General features: G+C 46.2%; 18 protein-coding genes. 7 read left to right on the forward strand and 11 right to left on the reverse strand.

From position 1 onward, the window contains the following. Positions 1-213: transposase (locus L5M71_RS20250; protein ID WP_248943622.1), on the forward strand; the 213-nt coding region annotated here is incomplete at its 5' end. A gap of 218 nt (positions 214-431) precedes the next feature. On the opposite strand, the gene L5M71_RS20255 is transcribed toward L5M71_RS20250, so the two are convergent. The 5 genes from L5M71_RS20255 to fadB all read right to left on the reverse strand — a co-directional run bounded on the left by L5M71_RS20255 (position 432) and on the right by fadB (position 6,084). Then, complete coding sequence (locus L5M71_RS20255; RefSeq protein ID WP_259561419.1) at positions 432-878, reverse strand: MOSC domain-containing protein; 447 nt, start codon at positions 876-878, stop codon at positions 432-434. Positions 879-925: 47 nt separating this feature from the next. Further along, positions 926-1,171, reverse strand: coding sequence for a sulfurtransferase TusA (gene tusA, locus L5M71_RS20260; protein WP_006083810.1), 246 nt, complete (start codon positions 1,169-1,171; stop codon positions 926-928). 170 nt (positions 1,172-1,341) lie between these two features. Then, entirely contained in the window at positions 1,342-2,505 is a 1,164-nt protein-coding gene (locus L5M71_RS20265; RefSeq protein WP_006083809.1) for a diguanylate cyclase domain-containing protein, read from the reverse strand. Positions 2,506-2,747: 242 nt separating this feature from the next. Next, positions 2,748-3,911 carry an acetyl-CoA C-acyltransferase FadA gene (gene fadA / locus L5M71_RS20270; RefSeq protein ID WP_113941401.1) on the reverse strand — a complete coding sequence of 388 codons (1,164 nt, stop codon included), beginning with the start codon at positions 3,909-3,911 and terminating at the stop codon, positions 2,748-2,750. Between the two features lie 22 nt (positions 3,912-3,933). Next, positions 3,934-6,084 (reverse strand): fatty acid oxidation complex subunit alpha FadB, encoded by a 2,151-nt coding sequence (fadB, locus tag L5M71_RS20275; RefSeq protein ID WP_263209450.1) that lies wholly within the window; start codon positions 6,082-6,084, stop codon positions 3,934-3,936. 490 nt (positions 6,085-6,574) lie between these two features. Between fadB and pepQ the strand changes: the two genes are divergently transcribed. From pepQ to hemG (L5M71_RS20295), 4 genes are all read left to right on the forward strand, one after another. Then, the gene (gene pepQ, locus L5M71_RS20280) at positions 6,575-7,897 is read left to right on the forward strand and encodes a Xaa-Pro dipeptidase (RefSeq protein WP_263180055.1); all 1,323 of its coding nucleotides are present in this window, start codon (positions 6,575-6,577) and stop codon (positions 7,895-7,897) included. A gap of 27 nt (positions 7,898-7,924) precedes the next feature. Further along, positions 7,925-8,539 carry a YigZ family protein gene (locus tag L5M71_RS20285; RefSeq protein WP_113941398.1) on the forward strand — a complete coding sequence of 205 codons (615 nt, stop codon included), beginning with the start codon at positions 7,925-7,927 and terminating at the stop codon, positions 8,537-8,539. Between the two features lie 77 nt (positions 8,540-8,616). Beyond that, positions 8,617-10,074, forward strand: coding sequence for a TrkH family potassium uptake protein (locus tag L5M71_RS20290; protein WP_105250821.1), 1,458 nt, complete (start codon positions 8,617-8,619; stop codon positions 10,072-10,074). 2 nt (positions 10,075-10,076) lie between these two features. Continuing rightward, a complete protein-coding gene (gene hemG / locus L5M71_RS20295; protein WP_263183818.1) occupies positions 10,077-10,601 on the forward strand; it encodes a menaquinone-dependent protoporphyrinogen IX dehydrogenase in 525 nt (174 codons plus the stop codon). 63 nt (positions 10,602-10,664) lie between these two features. On the opposite strand, the gene L5M71_RS20300 is transcribed toward hemG (L5M71_RS20295), so the two are convergent. Next, complete coding sequence (locus L5M71_RS20300; protein ID WP_105250823.1) at positions 10,665-10,973, reverse strand: ArsR/SmtB family transcription factor; 309 nt, start codon at positions 10,971-10,973, stop codon at positions 10,665-10,667. Between the two features lie 199 nt (positions 10,974-11,172). On the opposite strand from L5M71_RS20300, the gene hemG (L5M71_RS20305) reads away from it, so the two are divergent. Continuing rightward, complete coding sequence (hemG, locus tag L5M71_RS20305; protein ID WP_263201700.1) at positions 11,173-11,727, forward strand: menaquinone-dependent protoporphyrinogen IX dehydrogenase; 555 nt, start codon at positions 11,173-11,175, stop codon at positions 11,725-11,727. A 54-nt stretch (positions 11,728-11,781) separates the two neighbouring features. Here hemG (L5M71_RS20305) and L5M71_RS20310 read toward each other — a convergent pair whose 3' ends face one another. Genes L5M71_RS20310 through def form a run of 5 tightly spaced genes read right to left on the reverse strand, consistent with a single transcriptional unit; the run spans position 11,782 to position 17,436 of the window. Beyond that, the gene (locus L5M71_RS20310) at positions 11,782-13,224 is read right to left on the reverse strand and encodes a TrkH family potassium uptake protein (RefSeq protein ID WP_263209451.1); all 1,443 of its coding nucleotides are present in this window, start codon (positions 13,222-13,224) and stop codon (positions 11,782-11,784) included. A 20-nt stretch (positions 13,225-13,244) separates the two neighbouring features. Further along, positions 13,245-14,654: a Trk system potassium transporter TrkA gene (gene trkA / locus L5M71_RS20315; protein ID WP_105250826.1), complete on the reverse strand. Its 1,410-nt coding sequence runs from the start codon at positions 14,652-14,654 to the stop codon at positions 13,245-13,247. 15 nt (positions 14,655-14,669) lie between these two features. Then, positions 14,670-15,956 carry a 16S rRNA (cytosine(967)-C(5))-methyltransferase RsmB gene (gene rsmB / locus L5M71_RS20320; RefSeq protein ID WP_263209452.1) on the reverse strand — a complete coding sequence of 429 codons (1,287 nt, stop codon included), beginning with the start codon at positions 15,954-15,956 and terminating at the stop codon, positions 14,670-14,672. A 2-nt stretch (positions 15,957-15,958) separates the two neighbouring features. Then, positions 15,959-16,915, reverse strand: a complete 957-nt coding sequence (gene fmt / locus L5M71_RS20325) for a methionyl-tRNA formyltransferase (protein WP_263209453.1) — start codon at positions 16,913-16,915, stop codon at positions 15,959-15,961. Positions 16,916-16,923: 8 nt separating this feature from the next. Next, positions 16,924-17,436 carry a peptide deformylase gene (gene def, locus L5M71_RS20330; protein ID WP_263209454.1) on the reverse strand — a complete coding sequence of 171 codons (513 nt, stop codon included), beginning with the start codon at positions 17,434-17,436 and terminating at the stop codon, positions 16,924-16,926. 125 nt (positions 17,437-17,561) lie between these two features. On the opposite strand from def, the gene L5M71_RS20335 reads away from it, so the two are divergent. Continuing rightward, positions 17,562-18,692: a LysM peptidoglycan-binding domain-containing protein gene (locus tag L5M71_RS20335; RefSeq protein WP_105250830.1), complete on the forward strand. Its 1,131-nt coding sequence runs from the start codon at positions 17,562-17,564 to the stop codon at positions 18,690-18,692. Positions 18,693-18,730 lie beyond the last annotated feature (38 nt).

An 18,730-nucleotide genomic window follows, 5' to 3' on the forward strand; every position in this document is an offset into this window, starting at 1 on the left:
GGGAAATCTGTTATTCCAAGGCGCCGCTATAAGAATACACCTCAAGAAAGAGTCGATTGGTGCTTATATCGGTATCGACATTTAGTGGAGAATGCTTTTGGAAGAATTAAGCACTATCGAGCAATATCAACAAGATATGACAAGCTAGCAAGAAATTACGCCAGTATGGTGTCACTGGCGTTTATGTTAATGTGGCTGCCGATGTATTGCTGAACAACATTTGTACAGCAAAGATCAACAGACCCTAGTTATCGCATAAATAGGGAAGAAGGAAAACGTAAATACTGTTTCAATTGATGACCGAGCGAAGGATAAGTCATGGCGATATGGATAAGAGAGTTGGCATAGCAGAAATAGAACCAAGTTACTTGGTTCTATTTACAGAGGAGTATGGAGAATTAATTAAGAGAGCCGAGTAGCTGGGAATAAAATTAGTTTGGATTAACCAGAGTGATCTCATCGCCTAAGTGGATCATGGCATCATTCAATACTCGGCAGGTTACACCGCCTCGCCAATCTGGCGTGAGCGCGGCTTCTAAACCGGCATGTGCTATTTCCATTTTTTTACAGGGGTCGGTCTCACCCGTTATTTCAAGTCGCAACTCACCGATCTGTAAATGTTTACCAACATCGGCACTGCTAAATACGAGATCATCAACGAGCAGATTTGCTCTGCGAGTCGTCCAAGGTAAATCTGCCTCGATACTATGGCAGGCCTGTTGCCACTGAAGTTTGGAAAGCACAGTGACTTGGCGTTTGCCTGGGCGACCAAACACATCTTTCTCTACGCCACTGAGTTGGGTGACATTGGCACAGAGAACTTCATTCATTGGGCCGCGTTTTACAGTTTTATAGGCAATCGCCAGCAGTTTTGGCATAGTTTCTCACATCCGTTGTTTTATGATTAAGTCGTTAACGATACGACTTAAAGTCCTTTTTTGATCAAATATTGATATGGCGTTTGCGTGGTTTCACTGGCAATTAAGGTGTGATCCATAAACTCACAAAAGCTTGGAATATCGCGCGTCGTCGCAGGGTCATCGGCTATGATCAGCAGTGTCTCGCCGGCAGCCATTTGTCTTACTGTTTTACGCACCATCATTACAGGCTCTGGGCAGCGTAAACCAAGTGCATCGAGTCTATGCTGTGCGGTTGAGAAAGCGTCGTTCATATTACCTCTACTGAACGGTTAAGCAGAATTAGCTAATGTTACTCCAGCCCCCATGATAAACCAAGTTGGCGGTTTCAATTTGTGATCTGGTTTTATTGATATGTTCTATCAATACGAATGTTAGATATTTAATGTTCCACGTGGAACATGATGACGAATGGGTTTAAAAATTACTCGACGGCTTTATCAACGCTTTGAGATTGAGAGATTGAATGGACATCTGCGGTACTATTCTCAGGTGCTAAATCATTTGCTGCCGCCATAGTTTGTTGTTGCTGTTTGGATGCACGTTTGTAGCTATACATTCGCTGATCGGCTTTATGAATTAAGCTATTGGCTTCTTCGTACTCATAGGGTCCAGTATCAATAATGCCAAAGCTTAAGGAAATATTGTTTAAACTGAGTTTTATTTTTTGATTGAATCGAGTGATGAAATTATCCCGAGCTTGTTCTTCACGGCAGTTAGGCATAATGATACAGAACTCATCTCCACCATATCGAAAGCAATGATCCTCGGCCCGAGTGATTTCTTTAATCGCTTTTGCTACAGCGCGCAGTACTTCATCCCCAGATCTATGGCCTTGGGTGTCGTTGAATGACTTAAAATCATCTACGTCTAAGTAGATCACGCTGACGGGTTCGGCACGCCTTTGAGCGGCCCTGAGTATGCGCGTTGCCGTTTCTTGTAAATGCCTAACGTTGAGCAGGCCTGTTAAGGGATCGGTTTGCGACAGTTCTTCAAGCTGCTGGGTGCGCTCTTTGACTTTGCTTTCCATGCTTTGGGCATATTTTTCGGCTTTATCCTTAGCGTTCTCAATTTCGGATACTAAGCTGCGAATATAAGTATCGAATACTAACGTGACATCAAACAGCACCAGTTTATCAATCGCGACACGGATACATTCGCCTTGATGTGTATCTTGCACTGAACAGTTGATCACGGCGTAGATAAGCTCTTTTAGTGTGTGTACCGCAGACAGGTAAAGCTTAGGCTCAACACCAATGCGTTTATGGACCAACCCAATCCGCAGGCGATTGTTTACGTACTCAAGATCATAAACACCATTAAATAAATCGAGCACATATCTTCTCTGTGCGGTACGTAAGCGGGCAAGGGTGTCTGAGTCTCCGATCAGCAGCGCAATTTCTGACACGCTGGTTTGTAAGCCATAAAAGTCATCGACGATTTTATCTATGTTTTCTTCAATGATGGGCTTAAAGGATTGCAGGGCCTTTACGTCCGCCCCAGTAAAAGAGAAGAGCGCCTTACGAGACTCGATCTCCAGCTCAGTGATCCGCATTTGTTCGAAAAGGGTCTGTTCCGTTTGTAGCATCAGGCATTCCTCTTGTAAAACAACGAATTGCATCCTTGCACTACACTGCCTAGATTTGGCTGATGATTGCTTGCCTGTTGTCGTCCACAATAGCCAGTGATGCCCTTGTAGTTAAGTTGATAACGGACTGATTTTCAAATGAACAGCAGAAGAAATGAGAAATATTAATATTTACGCTGGCAGAAAATTTGGCATAAAAAAGCCGGAACAAGTTCCGGCTTTGAAATTATTCGAGTAACGATTTAAACGCGTTCGAATACAGTGGCGATACCTTGGCCTAAACCAATACACATGGTCGCTAACCCTAAGGTCGCGTCTTTGTCTTCCATTAAGTTGATCAGCGTCGTAGAGATACGAGCGCCTGAACAACCCAGTGGGTGACCTAGTGCAATTGCGCCGCCGTTGAGGTTGATTTTGTCATCAACCACATCTGCTAAGCCTAAATCTTTCACACAAGGTAAAGACTGAGCAGCAAACGCTTCGTTAAGTTCAATCACATCTAAATCGGCCACTGTGATACCGGCACGAGCCAGTGCTTTTTGCGTGGCTGGCACTGGGCCGTAACCCATGATAGCCGCGTCACAACCTGCAACCGCCATAGAGCGAATTCGTGCACGAATCGGTAAGCCAAGTGCGCGCGCTTTAGATTCTTCCATGATTAACATGGCTGAAGCGCCATCAGACAGTGCAGAAGAAGTACCCGCAGTGACAGTACCGTTGACTGGATCAAATACCGGACGCAGTGCTGCTAGAGATTCCATAGTCGTTTCTGGGCGGATCACTTCGTCTTGCAGTACTTTAATTAAGGCACCGTTAGCATCGTGACCTTCAATGCCATAGATTTCCTTGGCAAAACGGCCTTCAATCGTCGCAGCATAAGCACGTTGATGAGAACGTACTGCAAAAGCATCTTGCTGTTCACGGGTAATACCGTGCAGTTTACCCAGCATTTCAGCCGTTAACCCCATCATGCCAGAGGCTTTTGCCACGTTATTAGCAAGACCTGGGTGGAAGTCGACACCATGGCTCATAGGCACATGGCCCATGTGTTCTACGCCACCAATAATAAAGGTGTCGCCCATGCCTGTCATAATCGCACGCGCCGCTTGATGGATAGCATCCATTGATGAACCACATAGGCGGTTAACCGTCACAGCGCCAGCGGTCTTTGGAATGCCGGCTAATAGCGATGCATTACGGGCAATATTGAAGCCTTGTTCTAGGGTTTGTTGCACACAACCCCAAATCACATCTTCAATGGTGTTTGGGTCGAGCTGCGGGTTGCGCAGTAATAGACCTTTCATCAATTCGGCAGACAGAGTTTCTGCACGCACATTACGAAATACGCCAGCCTTAGAGCGGCCCATAGGAGTACGAATACAGTCTACGATAACAGCTTGTTTCATGATTAAATTCCTTTCCCGCTAATTAGGCTTGGTAGTAGCTACCGTTGTTGGCTGCTAATGTACGCATGGCATCTGTCACTTGATACAGACCGCCCAGGTGAGCGTATTTGTCTGCTAAGGCCACAAAGTTTGCGACGCCCATAGTATCCAAGTAACGGAACACGCCGCCTCTGAATGGTGGGAAACCTAAGCCATAAACCAGGCCCATATCTGCTTCGGCGGGCGATGCGACAATACCTTCTTCTAAACAGCGCACGGTTTCGATGATCATAGGGATCATAGTGCGAGCGATAATCTCGTCGGCTTCAAAGACTTTTAATTCGCCAAAGGCAGCTTTCAATAGGCCGTAGCTCGTAGGATCGACATCTTTCTTCGGTTTACCACGGCTATCGACTGAATAGACATAGAAACCTTTACCATTTTTCTGGCCAAGACGTTTGTTCTCAAACATCACATCAATCGCATCAGTGCCTGATTTACCCATTCGATCAGGGAAACCTTCAGCCATAACGGCTTGGGCGTGATGACCTGTGTCTAAACCCACTACGTCGAGTAGGTAAGCTGGGCCCATTGGCCAGCCGAATTGTTTTTCCATCACTTTATCGATTGCAGCAAAGTCGCCACCTTCGGCAAGTAAGCCGTTAAAGCCTGCAAAGTAAGGGAAGAGTACGCGGTTAACGAAGAAGCCTGGGCAATCGTTTACCACGATTGGCGTTTTGCCCATTTTGCTGGCGTAAGCCACAACAGAGGCGATGGTTTCTTCAGAGCTGTGCTCACCACGGATAACTTCGACCAACGGCATTTTGTGCACTGGGTTGAAGAAATGCATACCGCAGAAACGCTCAGGTTTCTTCATGCTATTAGCGAGCAAGTTGATTGAAATCGTTGAGGTGTTTGACGCGATAATTGCATCTTCACTCACATAGCCTTCAACTTCGGCTAAAACCTGTGCTTTAATTTTTGGATGTTCAACAACGGCTTCAACGACGACATCACTGTGTTTGAGCGCAGCATAATCTAATGAAGGCGTGATGTTGTTCAGCACTTTGGCCATTTTTTCTGGCGTTGAACGACCACGAGCAACTTGGGCAGACAGCAGTTTGGCGGCTTCATTGAGGCCTAAATCTAATGCTGGCTGGGCAATGTCTTTCATGACAATCGGTGTGCCTTTGCTGGCGCTTTGGTAGGCGATACCGCCGCCCATAATGCCAGCACCTAATACGGCAGCATTTTTCACTTCTTTGGCTAATTTACCCGCTTTTTTCGCTTTGCCTTTAACGAATTGATCATTAAGGAAGATACCGATAAGCGCTTTAGCAACGTCAGTTTTAGCCAGTTTGATAAAGGCTTGATGCTCGATTTGCAGTGCTTCGGTGCGGCCTTTAGTCGATGCTTGCTCAATCACGCTTACTGCGGCCATTGGTGCTGGGTAGTGTTTACCCGCAACAGCAAACACCATGCCTTTAGCAGTGGTGAATGACATCATAGCTTCGAGTTTTGGCAGCGTTAGGGCAGACAGCTTGCGGTTACGACGCGCTTGCCAATCTAACTTTTCAGCAACAGCATCTTTGAGCATTTGAATCGCAGCCGCTTCTAATGCTTCTGGCGCAACCACAGCATCCACAGCACCGACTTTCAGTGCATCTTCAGCGCGTTGGTCGTTACCTGTGGTGATCCATTCAAGTGCGTTATCTGCACCAATCACACGTGGCAGACGAACTGTGCCGCCAAAGCCTGGGATGATGCCGAGTTTAGTTTCAGGTAAACCGATTTTGGCTGTGGTATCTGCGATACGAAAATCCGTTGCCAGAATGGTTTCACAGCCGCCACCTAAGGCAAAGCCTTTGATTGCAGATGCTGTTGGGAAAGGTAAGTCTTCGAGTTTGTTGAAGACAGCGTTGGCTTGTTCAACCCAAGAGAGCAGTACGGCGTCATCTTGTGCGAATAGGCCTAAAAATTCGGTAATGTCGGCACCCACAATAAAGGTATCTTTACTTGAGGTCAGCACTAACGCTTTGATATTGGAATTTTGCTTGATGCTGTCTAATGCGGCATCGAGCGAAGCGAGGGTTTCTCTGTCGAATTTGTTCACCGAACCGGGTGCGTTAAAGCACAGCTTGGCAATATTATCCTCGAGTAACTCAACTTGAATTGTAGGACTTTGGTAGATCATTGCTTGCTTCCTTTTGGCTTAAAAGTGATACCCACCATTATGTGTTGGTGCTAGTACGACTCTCTATCTCACAGCAGCTTCGGCCATCATTTGACCAGTTGTGTGCCAGTGTGCTTCGAAATTCGATAAATTACAACACCCAATTTAAACGACTGTTTAATTTCTTGTCGGCTAGAGTGATTTTTCACCTTTGTGATACACTGCACAGAGTGTAGAACACCTAGAGTGCGTTAAATCACTTTGCGGATAAATAGGTCTTTGCGGCTGTTTTCCTTAGACGTTTAAACGCTGTAGCCATGCTAGGGTTGAATAGAATTATTAAAAATAATCATGATGTTATCGCTTTAATGTTCTTTATTCAGCAGCCATTTATTTTAGATTGAGTGACAGTTTAACGTTTTGATTGAATCTGTTGTTCATGATCAGATTAAGATTATGTGGGCAAATTTGGCTCATAATATTAACTTTTATTCATTGCAGGAGATGACAAATGGATCAGTTGGCTCATCACTATCGTGCCCATATTGCCGAGTTAAACCGCCGAGTCGCAGAGATTTTGTCTCGAGAAGCCTTGTCTGGTTTAGTGATCCATTCGGGTCAGCCGCATCGGATGTTTTTGGATGATATCAATTATCCCTTTAAAGCAAACCCGCACTTCAAGGCATGGTTGCCAGTGTTAGATAATCCGAATTGTTGGTTAGTCGTCAATGGTCGCGATAAGCCGCAGCTGATTTTTTATCGTCCTGTGGATTTTTGGCACAAAGTATCCGATGTGCCGGATATGTTCTGGACCGAGCATTTTGATATTAAGCTGTTAACTAAGGCCGATAAGGTCGCTGAGCTGTTACCTAAAGACACAGTTAATTGGGCTTATTTGGGTGAGCATTTAGATGTAGCCGAAGTGCTGGGTTTTACCAGTCGCAATCCCGATGCTGTGATGAGCTATTTGCATTACCACAGAACCACTAAAACTGAATATGAGCTGGAATGTATGCGCCGCGCCAACCAAATTGCGGTGCAGGGACATTTGGCGGCTAAAAATGCGTTTTATAACGGTGCGAATGAGTTCGAGATCCAACAGCATTATTTATCTGCCGTGGGCCAGAGCGAAAATGAAGTGCCCTACGGCAATATTATCGCTCTTAATCAAAATGCGGCGATTTTGCATTACACCGCGCTCGAGCATCAAAGCCCTGCGAAACGTTTGTCTTTTCTTATCGATGCGGGCGCGAGCTACTTTGGTTATGCGTCTGATATCACTAGAACCTATGCATTCGAGAAGAATCGTTTCGATGAGTTGATCGCTGCGATGAATAAGGCGCAGCTGGAGCTTATCGACATGATGCGCCCCGGCGTGCGTTATCCTGATTTGCACTTAGCGACTCACGCTAAAGTCGCGCAAATGCTATTGGATTTTGATTTAGCCACGGGGGATGCCCAAGGTTTGGTTGATCAAGGCATTACCAGTGCTTTCTTCCCCCATGGTTTAGGCCATATGTTAGGTTTACAAGTACATGACGTGGGTGGCTTCTCCCACGATGAGCGCGGTACCCATATCGCGGCGCCCGAGGCCCATCCATTCCTACGTTGCACCCGCATTTTAGCGCCAAACCAAGTGCTGACTATGGAACCTGGGTTATACATCATAGATACTTTGCTCAATGAGCTTAAACAAGATAGTCGTGGCCAACAGATCAATTGGCAAACGGTTGATGAGTTAAGGCCTTTTGGCGGTATTCGTATCGAAGATAACGTCATAGTGCATCAAGATAGAAACGAGAACATGACCCGTGAGCTCGGCTTAGCCGATTGATGTTTGAAAATAGATTAGGGCGAATTCGTGCTCGAAAGTTATAACGTTCCCTGTGATGAAATCGTCATTGAAGAAGAGATAAAGCATAGTCGCTTTATCTCTTTTCTCTTTCATTGCGATAGTGTCGATAAATTAAAGTTAGTACTTACTGACATAAAGCGTGACTATCCCGGCGCAAGCCACTATTGCTCAGCTTTTGTTGCTGGCGCACCGGATGATAGCGTCTTGATTGGTTCGAGTGATGACGGTGAGCCCGCTGGCAGTGCAGGCCGCCCTATGTTAGCTGTGTTGCAAGGGGCACATATTGGCGAAGTTGGCGCTGTTGTCGTGCGTTACTATGGCGGTACTAAGCTAGGCGTAGGTGGACTCGTTCGGGCTTATACGTCGGGCTTAAGGCAAGGCTTGATTCAATTACCGACGCAACTCAAACAGTTACGGTATCCCGCCAAGTTGCATTGTGATTATGCGCAGCTGCGCGATGTCGAGCATCTATTACAGCAAGTGGATGCCGTGATCATTGATAAGCAATTTGCCACAGCGGTCGATATTGTGTTTGAGATAGGGCGAGAGCAACAGGCATGGCTTTGTGAGTCGCTGGCGACACTGAGTCAAGGAAGTTTGAGGCCCGAGTTTGAGCTGTGATGCCTGCGTAAATTATGCCAAAATAGCCCAAATGCTGAAAATACCTTTACAGCCAATGGAATAATTGAACTCGCGTAATGCAATATAAAACCATAATTAGAATCATAGGCCTGCTGATTGGTTTATTTTCAATCACTATGCTGCCACCAGCACTGATCGCTGTTTGGTATAACGATGGCGGCGGCACGGCGTTTATGCAGGCATTTTTTGTTAGCCTATTTATTGGTTTTTGGCTCTGGTATCCGAACCGCCACTGCAAAGAGGAATTGCGTACGCGAGAGGGCTTCCTGATTGTCGTGCTGTTCTGGACTGTACTGGGTTCTATTGGTGCCTTGCCGTTTATCTTTTCGAGTCAGCCAGACTTAAGCTGGACAGACAGCTTCTTTGAATCTTTTTCTGCGTTAACCACCACCGGAGCCACTGTCATTGTCGGGCTCGATTTCCTACCTAAGGCCATTTTGTTTTACCGCCATATGCTGCAATGGCTTGGCGGCATGGGGATTATTGTGCTCGCAGTGGCTATTTTACCTGTGCTCGGTGTGGGAGGAATGCAGCTTTATCGCGCAGAAATTCCGGGGCCAGTGAAAGACAGTAAGATGACCCCGCGGATAGCCGAAACCGCGAAAGCACTGTGGTATATCTATTTACTGCTAACGATTTCCTGCGCGACGGCTTATTGGTGGGCGGGCATGAGTATTTTTGACGCCATTTGTCATTCATTTTCGACCATTGCCATCGGAGGTTTTTCGACCCACGATGCCAGTATGGGCTATTTCGATAGTCCTACTATTAATCTTATTTGTGTGTTCTTTTTAATTGTTTCTGCGGTTAACTTTAGCGTGCATTTTGCGGCATTTTCACGACGTGGGATTAACGTTAGAGTCTATTTTAAAGATGCTGAATTTAAGATGCTGGTGGCGATTCAACTTATTCTCACCGCGATTTGTTTCTTCACGCTTTATCGTTCTGGTATTTATGATTCGCCAGAAGAAACCTTAGATCATGCTTTATTTCAGGCTGTCTCAGTTGCCACTACGGCTGGATTTGGCACTGATAGCTTCCATCTGTGGCCATTATTTTTACCCATACTATTAATGTTTTCGAGTTTTATCGGTGGTTGTGGTGGCTCAACTGCGGGTGGGATTAAGGTCATTCGAGTAATTTTACTGCTGCTACAGGGTTCACGTGAATTGAAACGACTTGTTCACCCTAAGGCAATGTTTTCGATTAGGATTGGCTCTAAAGCCTTACCCGACCGTGTGGTTGATGCTGTTTGGGGATTCTTTTCTGCCTATGCGCTGGTGTTTGTGATTTGTATGCTTGCACTCATGGCGATGGGATTAGATGATATTACGGCTTTTAGTGCCACGGCGGCATGCTTAAACAACTTAGGCCCAGGTTTAGGTGAGGTAGCGAGCAATTATGCCAGTATTGGTGATGGAGCAAAGTGGGTATTGGTCGTGGCTATGCTGTTTGGTCGCCTCGAAGTATTTACCTTACTGATTTTGTTTACGCCAACTTTTTGGAAGAATTAATCATGCAGACGTTAATAATCTATTCGACGATTGATGGCCAAACATTGGCAATTTGCCAAAAAATGAAGACGATTGCTGAACAGGCGGGAGAGCAGGTTTCGCTCGCCACATTAGAGCAGGCGGAAGCGTTGAGCCTAGTGGATTTTGATAAAGTGCTGATTGGTGCCAGTATTCGTTATGGTAAGCATAGACCAGAGCTTTATCAGTATGTGAATCGCCACCATGCAGTGCTAGATACTAAGATTAATGGTTTTTTTACCGTTAACGTAGTGGCGCGCAAACCCTTAAAAAATACGCCTGAAACCAATCCTTATATGCAAAAGTTTCTCAAGCTTTCACTGTGGCAACCCCAGCTGTTAGAAGTGTTTGCAGGCAAGATTGATTACCCTAAATACGGTTTCTTCGACCGGACCATGATACGTTTTATCATGTGGTTGACTAAAGGGCCAACGGATATTACAGGTACTTTTGAGTTTACCGATTGGGCAAAAGTCGATGCCTTCGGTAACCGTTTTAGCCGACATTAAAAACCATTAAGCCCTAATCACTTGCAAGAGGTTAGGGCTTAAATTTAGGCTAATTTTGCAGTGTTAGGCCGCGCAGTAGCGGCTATGCAGAATCGAAATCACTTGGGTGACTTGCTCGTTCTTGAGTTTATAGTAAACAATCTGCGAGCTCTTACGGGTATCCACGAGATCTTCTGCGCGTAATACGGCTAAATGCTGGGATAGGGCCGACTGGCTTAATGGCACTGTGGCGTTGAGCTCGGTTACGCTCAACTCTTTGTCTAGTAATAGACATAAAATCATTAGGCGATAAGGGTTCGCTATGGCCTTGAGCCATTTAGCCGCACTTTCCGCATTAGTTACCATTGCATCTACATCTATATCATTTTGCATAAGGTCACTCACTTTATCGCTTTTGATTAGATAATTCTAATTGAACACATGTGTTTACGCAATCATACTGCTCGGCAATGCAGATCTCAATTTTTGCATCTCAGAATATGAGATACGACTGATTTGTGATCCTATCAGAGGTTTATTTAATGTAACCTTGCCACAATGGTGGTATTACTCAGTGGATCGGAAATTGCCTATGACACGCGTCCTCGTACTTTATTTTACCCGTGGTGGCCATACGGCCAAGATTGCCAGTGCAATTGCCGAGCAATTAAGATTTCGTGACGCTAAGGTTGACCTCATCAATATCAACAGTGCTGCTGCGACTTGTATTAATTGGCCTGATTATGATGTCGTTGCCTTAGGTGCCTGCGTGCTCTATGGCACCTATGATAAGAGCGTGTTTCAATTTATTGAGCAGCATGCTCAGGCTCTGGGCGCATTGCCAAACAGTTTTTTCTGCGTCAATGTTGTGGCGAGAAATCCTGAAAAACGTATCCCTGCAAATAATAAATATCTGCAAAAGTTCATTGCGTTATCGCCATGGACGCCTGCTGATCTTAAAATTATTGCGGGCAAAGTGGATTATCCTTCATGGCCTTGGTATGACAGATTGGCGATTCAGTTGATTATGAAGATGACTAAGGGGCCAACTGATCCTAAGTCAGTTATCGATTATACCGACTGGGCAGATGTGAAAGTTTATGCTGATCATCTGTTGGAATTAGCTGACGTTACTGCAACAGCTTAATAAAAAAGGCGCTTAACAAGTTAAGCGCCTTTTTAGTATTCAAGCTCTACTGAATTAGTACTTCCAGAAACTCGGGTGGAACAACACCGCCACGGTTAAGATTTCTAAACGACCGAGGAGCATGCCGAGTGACAACGCCCATTTAGCGACATCGGGTAGCGTTGAGAAGTTACCTACAGGGCCAATAATCGGGCCTAAACCAGGGCCAACGTTAGTGACTGCCGTAATCGCGCCCGTGAAACTGGTCATAGGATCGAGACCCGTGAGCACTAAAATCACTGACAAGCCTACAATCACCATCACAAACAGCAGTACGAAAGTGATCAGAGAGCGCACGATATCATCACTGATGATGCGGTTGTTGTAACGTTCCCTAAAGATACCGTTTGGATGACATTGCTGTTTCAATTGCTCGCGCATAATGGCCCCAGCAATTTGAAAACGGAAGATCTTAATCCCGCCCGAAGTGGAGCCAGAGCAACTACCTACAAACATTAAAAACAGGAAGGCGATATTGGCAAAGGCGCCCCAAGCACCATAGTCCGTTAAGCCATAACCTGTAGTGGTGACTACCGATACCACGTTAAAGCTGGATAAACGCAGTGCATCTAGAAGCTCAATGTCGCGGGTTTGCCACAGCCAGAAGCCAATAGAACAAGATACAAATGTGAGGAAAAATAAGAAGCCTTTGACCTGAGCATCGTTCCAAATCCGTAGATCCCTTTGCTGTATGGTTTGTACAAACATGAGCAGTGGCAAGCCACCTGCTGCCATAAAGAAAATCCCAACCCAGTGTGCAGAGTTGGAGAACGCCGCCATTGAGCTATCTGAGGTCGAGTAGCCACCAGTCGAGAGGGTGGTCATTGCATGATTGATGGCCTGAAACCAAGTCATTCCCGCCAGATGATAGGCAACACAGCAGAAACTCGTTAGTAAAATATATATAAAGAATAAATACTTAGCCATGCTTTGGGTGCGAGGCACTGCTTTATCGCTCCAATCGGATGATTCAGTGCGGAATAGCCGCATCCCGCCAACGTTTAAGAAGGGTAGAATCGCCACCGCCATTACGATAAAACCAATCCCACCTAGCCATTGCAATAAAGAGCGCCAGATTAAGATACTGTGATCCATAGTATCCAACCCTGAGAGTACAGTAGAACCTGTGGTCGTGATGCCGGACATGGTTTCAAAGAAGGCGTCGGTATAACCAATACCGTGATAAAGGGTAAATGGCATGGCCGCGAATAGGCTTACGATCAACCACGTTAGGCTGGTTAGCAAGAACATATCGCGGATATTGAGGTTAATGCTTTTGCTTTGGCCATTGTGTAAACACAGGCTTGAGCTAATGCCTGTGACTAATGCCGACACCATAAAAGAGCCCACAGTTTCCTCTCCTTTGTATGCGGCGAGGAGCAGTGGGATCAGCATGAAAGCTGTCAGCATGGACAAAAACAGCCCTAAAATAAACAATAGCGGTCTAAAGTTCAGCATAAGTTGGCTTACTAAGGTTCTTAGAAGAAGAAAGCACTTGGTTGGAAAAGCTTCTCGACTTCGCCGACAAACTTTTTATTCACTAAGAACAAGATCACGTGATCTCCTTGCTCTATCACGGTTTTGTCGTGGGCCATCAGCACTTCATCATTGCGGACAATGGCGCCAATCGTTGTCCCCGGTGGCAACTTAATATCACCAATGGCTTTGCCAACGACTTTAGAAGTGCTGGCATCTCCGTGGGCGATGGCTTCAATTGCCTCGGCCGCCCCACGACGTAGAGAGTAAACGTTACAGATATCACCCTGACGAATATGAGTTAATAGTGCTGAAATCGTCGCTTGCTGTGGTGAGATAGCAATATCGATGTTGGCTTCTTGCACGATATCCACATAGGCTTCGCGTTGAATAAGCACCATGACCTTTTTCGCGCCCATACGTTTTGCTAGCAGGGCGGACATAATATTGGCTTCGTCGTCATTGGTGACCGCAATAAATACGTCGGTTTGGTCTATGTGTTCTTCGAGCAGTAATTCTTGATCTGAGGCATCACCGCAGAACACTGTGGTATTTTCCAGCTGCTCCGATAAGGCTTCTGCACGTTCTAATTTATGCTCAATCAGTTTGACCGAGTGGGTGCGCTCAAGGCGTTTTGCTAAACCTAGGCCTATGTTACCGCCACCGGCGATCATAATGTTGCGGTAGGAGTTATCGAGCTTTTGCATTTCGCTCATGACAGCACGAATGTGGCGACTGTCTGCAACGAAGAAGACTTCATCATCGGCTTCGATAATGGTCGTTCCGCGAGGCATAATAGCGCGGCCTTGGCGGAAAATCGCCGCGACCCGGGTATCAATATTGGGCATGTGTTCGCGAAGTGCCGCTAATGCATTCCCCACCAGTGGGCCGCCGTAATAGGCTCGAACAGCCACTAGGCTCAAGCGGCCTTCAGCAAATTCAAGCACTTGCAATGCGCCTGGATATTCTACGAGTCGCTGGATGTAAGCGGTCACTAACTGTTCAGGGGCGATTAATTCATCGATCACGAAGCCGCCACGGGGACGACCATCGCTATTTTTGGTTTCACTGTCGATAAAGAGTTTATCGCGCATCGCCAAATACGGTTCTGAGCGGATACGGGCAATTTTAGTCGGCGTACCAAAAAGGGTATAGGCAATCTGGCAGGCAGCCATATTGCATTCATCACTATTGGTTACGGCGATAAGCATGTCGGCATCTTCTGCGCCCGCTTCTCTGAGCACATCAGGGTGAGCGGCATGGCCCGCTACGACGCGAAGGTCATATTTATCTTGCAGGGCGCGTAATCTGGATTTGTCATAATCGACAATGGTGATGTCATTGTTCTCACCCACCAAATTTTCGGCCAAGGTTCCCCCAACTTGACCCGCACCTAATATGATAATTTTCATGGCCTTGCTTACTTCCTAATCAGTCGCTTTCAATAAACGGGCATAATAAAACCCATCCATATTGTCTTGTCCTGGCGTGATTTGCCAACCTATATCCTGTGGCGAATTTTGCTGGGCAAGTGTGTCTAGCTTAGCATCTACCGTTCTATCTAAAAACGCACTGATCTGGTCGCGGTTTTCCTGCGGTAAAATCGAACAAGTGGCATAAAGAAGCGTTCCACCGGGTTTTAGCCACTTCCAGCAATGATCGAGAATTTGCTGTTGTAGTTCAGCCAACTCTTCGATGTCATGGTTTTTTCGCAACCATTTAATATCGGGATGGCGGCGGATCACTCCTGTGGCTGAGCAAGGCGCGTCCAGTAAGATACGATCAAATTGTCCGCCTTGCCACCATGAGTCTATGTTGGCCGCATCACCATGGATAAGCTCCGCTTTTAATGATAAGCGGTCAAGGTTCTGTTGCACACGCTCAAGGCGTTTGGCATCAAAATCAACAGCGACTAATTTGATACTCGGCTCAAGTTCGAGTAAGTGACAACTTTTGCCACCGGGTGCCGCGCAGGCATCGAGTATTAATTCATTCGCTTGCGGGGCTAGTAAGGTAGCCGCCCATTGTGCCGCGCCATCTTGCACTGATGCTGCACCTTCATGAAAGTGTGGCAGTGTGGCGACATCCTTTGGATGCGCTAGGAGAATGGCATCGGCACTGCTGCCTTCGCTCGCTTCAATGTCGAGTTCGGCTAAGGCAGCAAGGTATTCGGCACGGCTCTGGGATAAGCGATTGTTACGCAGCCACATGGGCGGGCGTTCATGGTTTTGTTGAATGATGTCTTGCCACTGCTCGGGATAGGCTTCTTTTAAGCGCTTAATTAACCAAGCGGGTGTGTTATAGCTTAAGGTATCTGATCCAGTACTTAGCGGCGATAGCTGGCGCTGAATATTGCGCAGTACACCATTAACCACTTTGACCATGCCTTCAAATTTTAATTGGCGACAGGCTTCGGCGGTTTCTGAAATTGCGGCGTGGCTTGGAATACGAGTGAAGTACAGTTGATAGCAACCTACGATCAGGAGCTGGTGGATAATCCTTTGCTTACCTTTGAGTGGTTTCGCTAGGCATTCACTGATGCGTTTTTCTATTTGCGGCAGAGTGCGCATCACGCCATAGCAGATCTCGGCAAGTAGGGCTTTATCTTTGCCGCTGGCAAGATGTTTTTGTTGATCAGGCAATGCCACTGACAGTGACACGCCTTTTTCTAATACTTCGAAGATGGCTTTCGCAGCTAGCGCGCGCAAGTTCATGATTATTGTGCCTCGTTTGCGAGGCGAGTATTCGGGCTAAACCATTCACCTCGAGCATTGAGAATATCGGCAACATTGAGTGGCTTTTTCCCCGGAAGCTGCATACTCAGCAGGGTTAACACACCATCAGCGGTGGCAACGTCTATGCCTTTTTTGCTGGCGCTGATAATAGTACCTGGAGCGGCTGTGCTGGTGGTTTCGCTGACTTGAGTTTGCCACACTTTTATAGTGTTACCTTGGTGCTCAAAGTAACTCACAGGCCAAGGATTAAAGGCGCGGACTTCTTGCCATAACTGTTTAGCGGATTTATTCCAGTCGAGTCTGGCTTCTTCTTTGCTGAGTTTTTCTGCGTAGTTCGCTAAGGCTTCATCTTGTTTTTCAGCGGCTAAGGTGCCATTTGCCAAACCTTCGAGGGCTTGCAATAGGGCAACGGGACCTTGTTCTGCCAGTTTCTCGTAAAGGCTGGCTGACGTGTCGTTATCTTCGATCGGCAGAGTGGTTTTAAGCAGCATGTCACCAGTATCTAAACCCACATCCATCTGCATAACGGTTACGCCAGTTTCTTTGTCGCCGGCCCAAAGTGCGCGTTGGATCGGTGCGGCACCACGCCAGCGTGGCAAAATAGAACCATGAACGTTAATACAACCTAAACGCGGTGTATCTAACACGACTTTTGGCAAGATCAGGCCGTAGGCGACGACCACCATGATATCGGCGTTGAGTGCGGCAAGTTCTTGTTGCGCGGGTTCTTTACGTAATGAGCCGGGTTGAAACACTGGAATACTATTGGCGATAGCGAGTTCTTTTACTGGGCTGGCGGTCAGTTTCTTGCCGCGGCCAGCGGGTCTATCGGGCTGAGTGTAAACGCCAATCACATTGTGGTGTGAGTTCAACAGTGCTTGTAAGTGGCGAGCGGCAAAATCCGGTGTTCCGGCAAAGATGATGTTGAGTGGTTTCAAATCTGATCCTATGCTTCTTTGGCGTCCAATCGGGCCGCTTTTTCAAGTTTTTGTTTGATCCGCTGACGTTTTAGCGGCGACAAATAATCGACAAACAATTTGCCTTTGAGGTGATCCATTTCGTGTTGAATACAAATGGCAAATAACTCATCGGCCTCAACTATAAATTCGTTACCGTGTCTGTCTAAGGCTTTTACCGTGACAAATTCGGCGCGATCGACTTTGGCGTAAATCCCCGGAACCGACAGGCAACCTTCTTCATTGCAGAAGTCACCGCTGCTGGCGATAATTTCGGGGTTGATAAACACTTTGGGTCGTTCGACTTCATCTTGTAAGTCCATGACAATAAGTTGTTTATGGTAATCAACTTGGGTCGCGGCCAGACCGATACCTTTTTCTTGATACATGGTTTCGAACATATCATCAATTTGAGTCTGCAGCTCGGCATTAAACTCTTTGATGGGTGTGGCTTGTGTTCGTAATCTTTCGTCAGGGAATTGTAATACTTTTAATAGTGTCATACATAAACTCTTAACAAGTCTGTCAAATCTCTGCCAGTTAGTTATACTGACTGATGCTAATGAGTTAATTTTAATCTTTAGTGCCTACCAATAACAGTAAAAGCTCAAACTAAGAGTTAAACAACATGGAAATACCCATGAAACGGTTAATTTTACTCGCGTTAATGACATTCAATTGCACGTTTGTTGCCGCAGATACCCTGACGCTTAAGGCGGGGCATCCTGAGTCATATGTAGTGAAAAAGGGCGATACTCTTTGGGATATCTCCGCCGCGTTTCTGAATGACCCATGGAAATGGCCGAGTCTTTGGGATGTAAACCCACAGATTGCTAACCCCCACCTTATTTACCCTGGCGATCAACTCACTCTGGTATTTATTGATGGTCAGCCCCGCCTTGTGCGTAATGGTGCTACTGTCGATAGTGCTAAACCCCATGTAAAAAAGAGTCCAGAGGGACGTGTCATTGCTAAGAGTAATGCTATTCCAGCCGTTGATTTAGCCTTGATTGAACAATATTTAGTGCAGAATCGGGTCGTCGAGACTCACTGGCTTACTGAGCAACCTATGGTGCTGGCAGGTGAAAGTCCATCGCGTCACCATATTGTGGGTGATGTGATTTATATTGATGCTGAACTGCCAATAAACCAAAAATATGGTATTTACGAACGTGGTCGCGAGTTTTTCAATAAAGAGTCAGGCGAAGCGTTAGGACAAGAAGCCATTTTGTCGTCTACTGGGCAAGTGATTGAGTCTGGTAAGGTTTCAAAAATTAAGTTGCTAACGAGCTTTCGCGAAACTAAAGCAGGCTTCAGAGTATTGCCGATGGAAAGTGATTCCTTGATGTCAGCTTACTTTACTCCTAAACCTGCGGAATTAAAGATACCAGCTTTAGTGTTAGCAACAGAATCAAATTTGCGTGAAGCGGGTAAGTTGAATGTCGTGTACTTAGATAAAGGCACTCAGGATGGCGTCGAGCCTGGGGTGGTATTTTCTATTTACCGTGATGGTGAGGTTATTGTTATCAACAATGATGGTATGCCAGTTCCTGCAATTGAACGTACTGCCTATGATAACCTAATGGCGTCAGTCTCTTCGGATCGTGCAGTTAAGATGCCGGATGTTTATCATGGTAAGTTGTTAGTGTTTAAAGTGTTTGATAAGGCGAGCTTAGGTTTGATTGTCTCCACCGAGCGGCCTGTTCGTGTCGACGATAAGTTAATCGCCCCAGAATCTTTAGCCTTAAGAGGTCTATAATCTCTGAAAATTTGGTCGATTGGTTAGTTGTTTGTGCT

It is taken from the genome of Shewanella sp. SW1, assembly GCF_025653545.1.
Lineage (GTDB): Bacteria > Pseudomonadota > Gammaproteobacteria > Enterobacterales > Shewanellaceae > Shewanella > Shewanella oncorhynchi.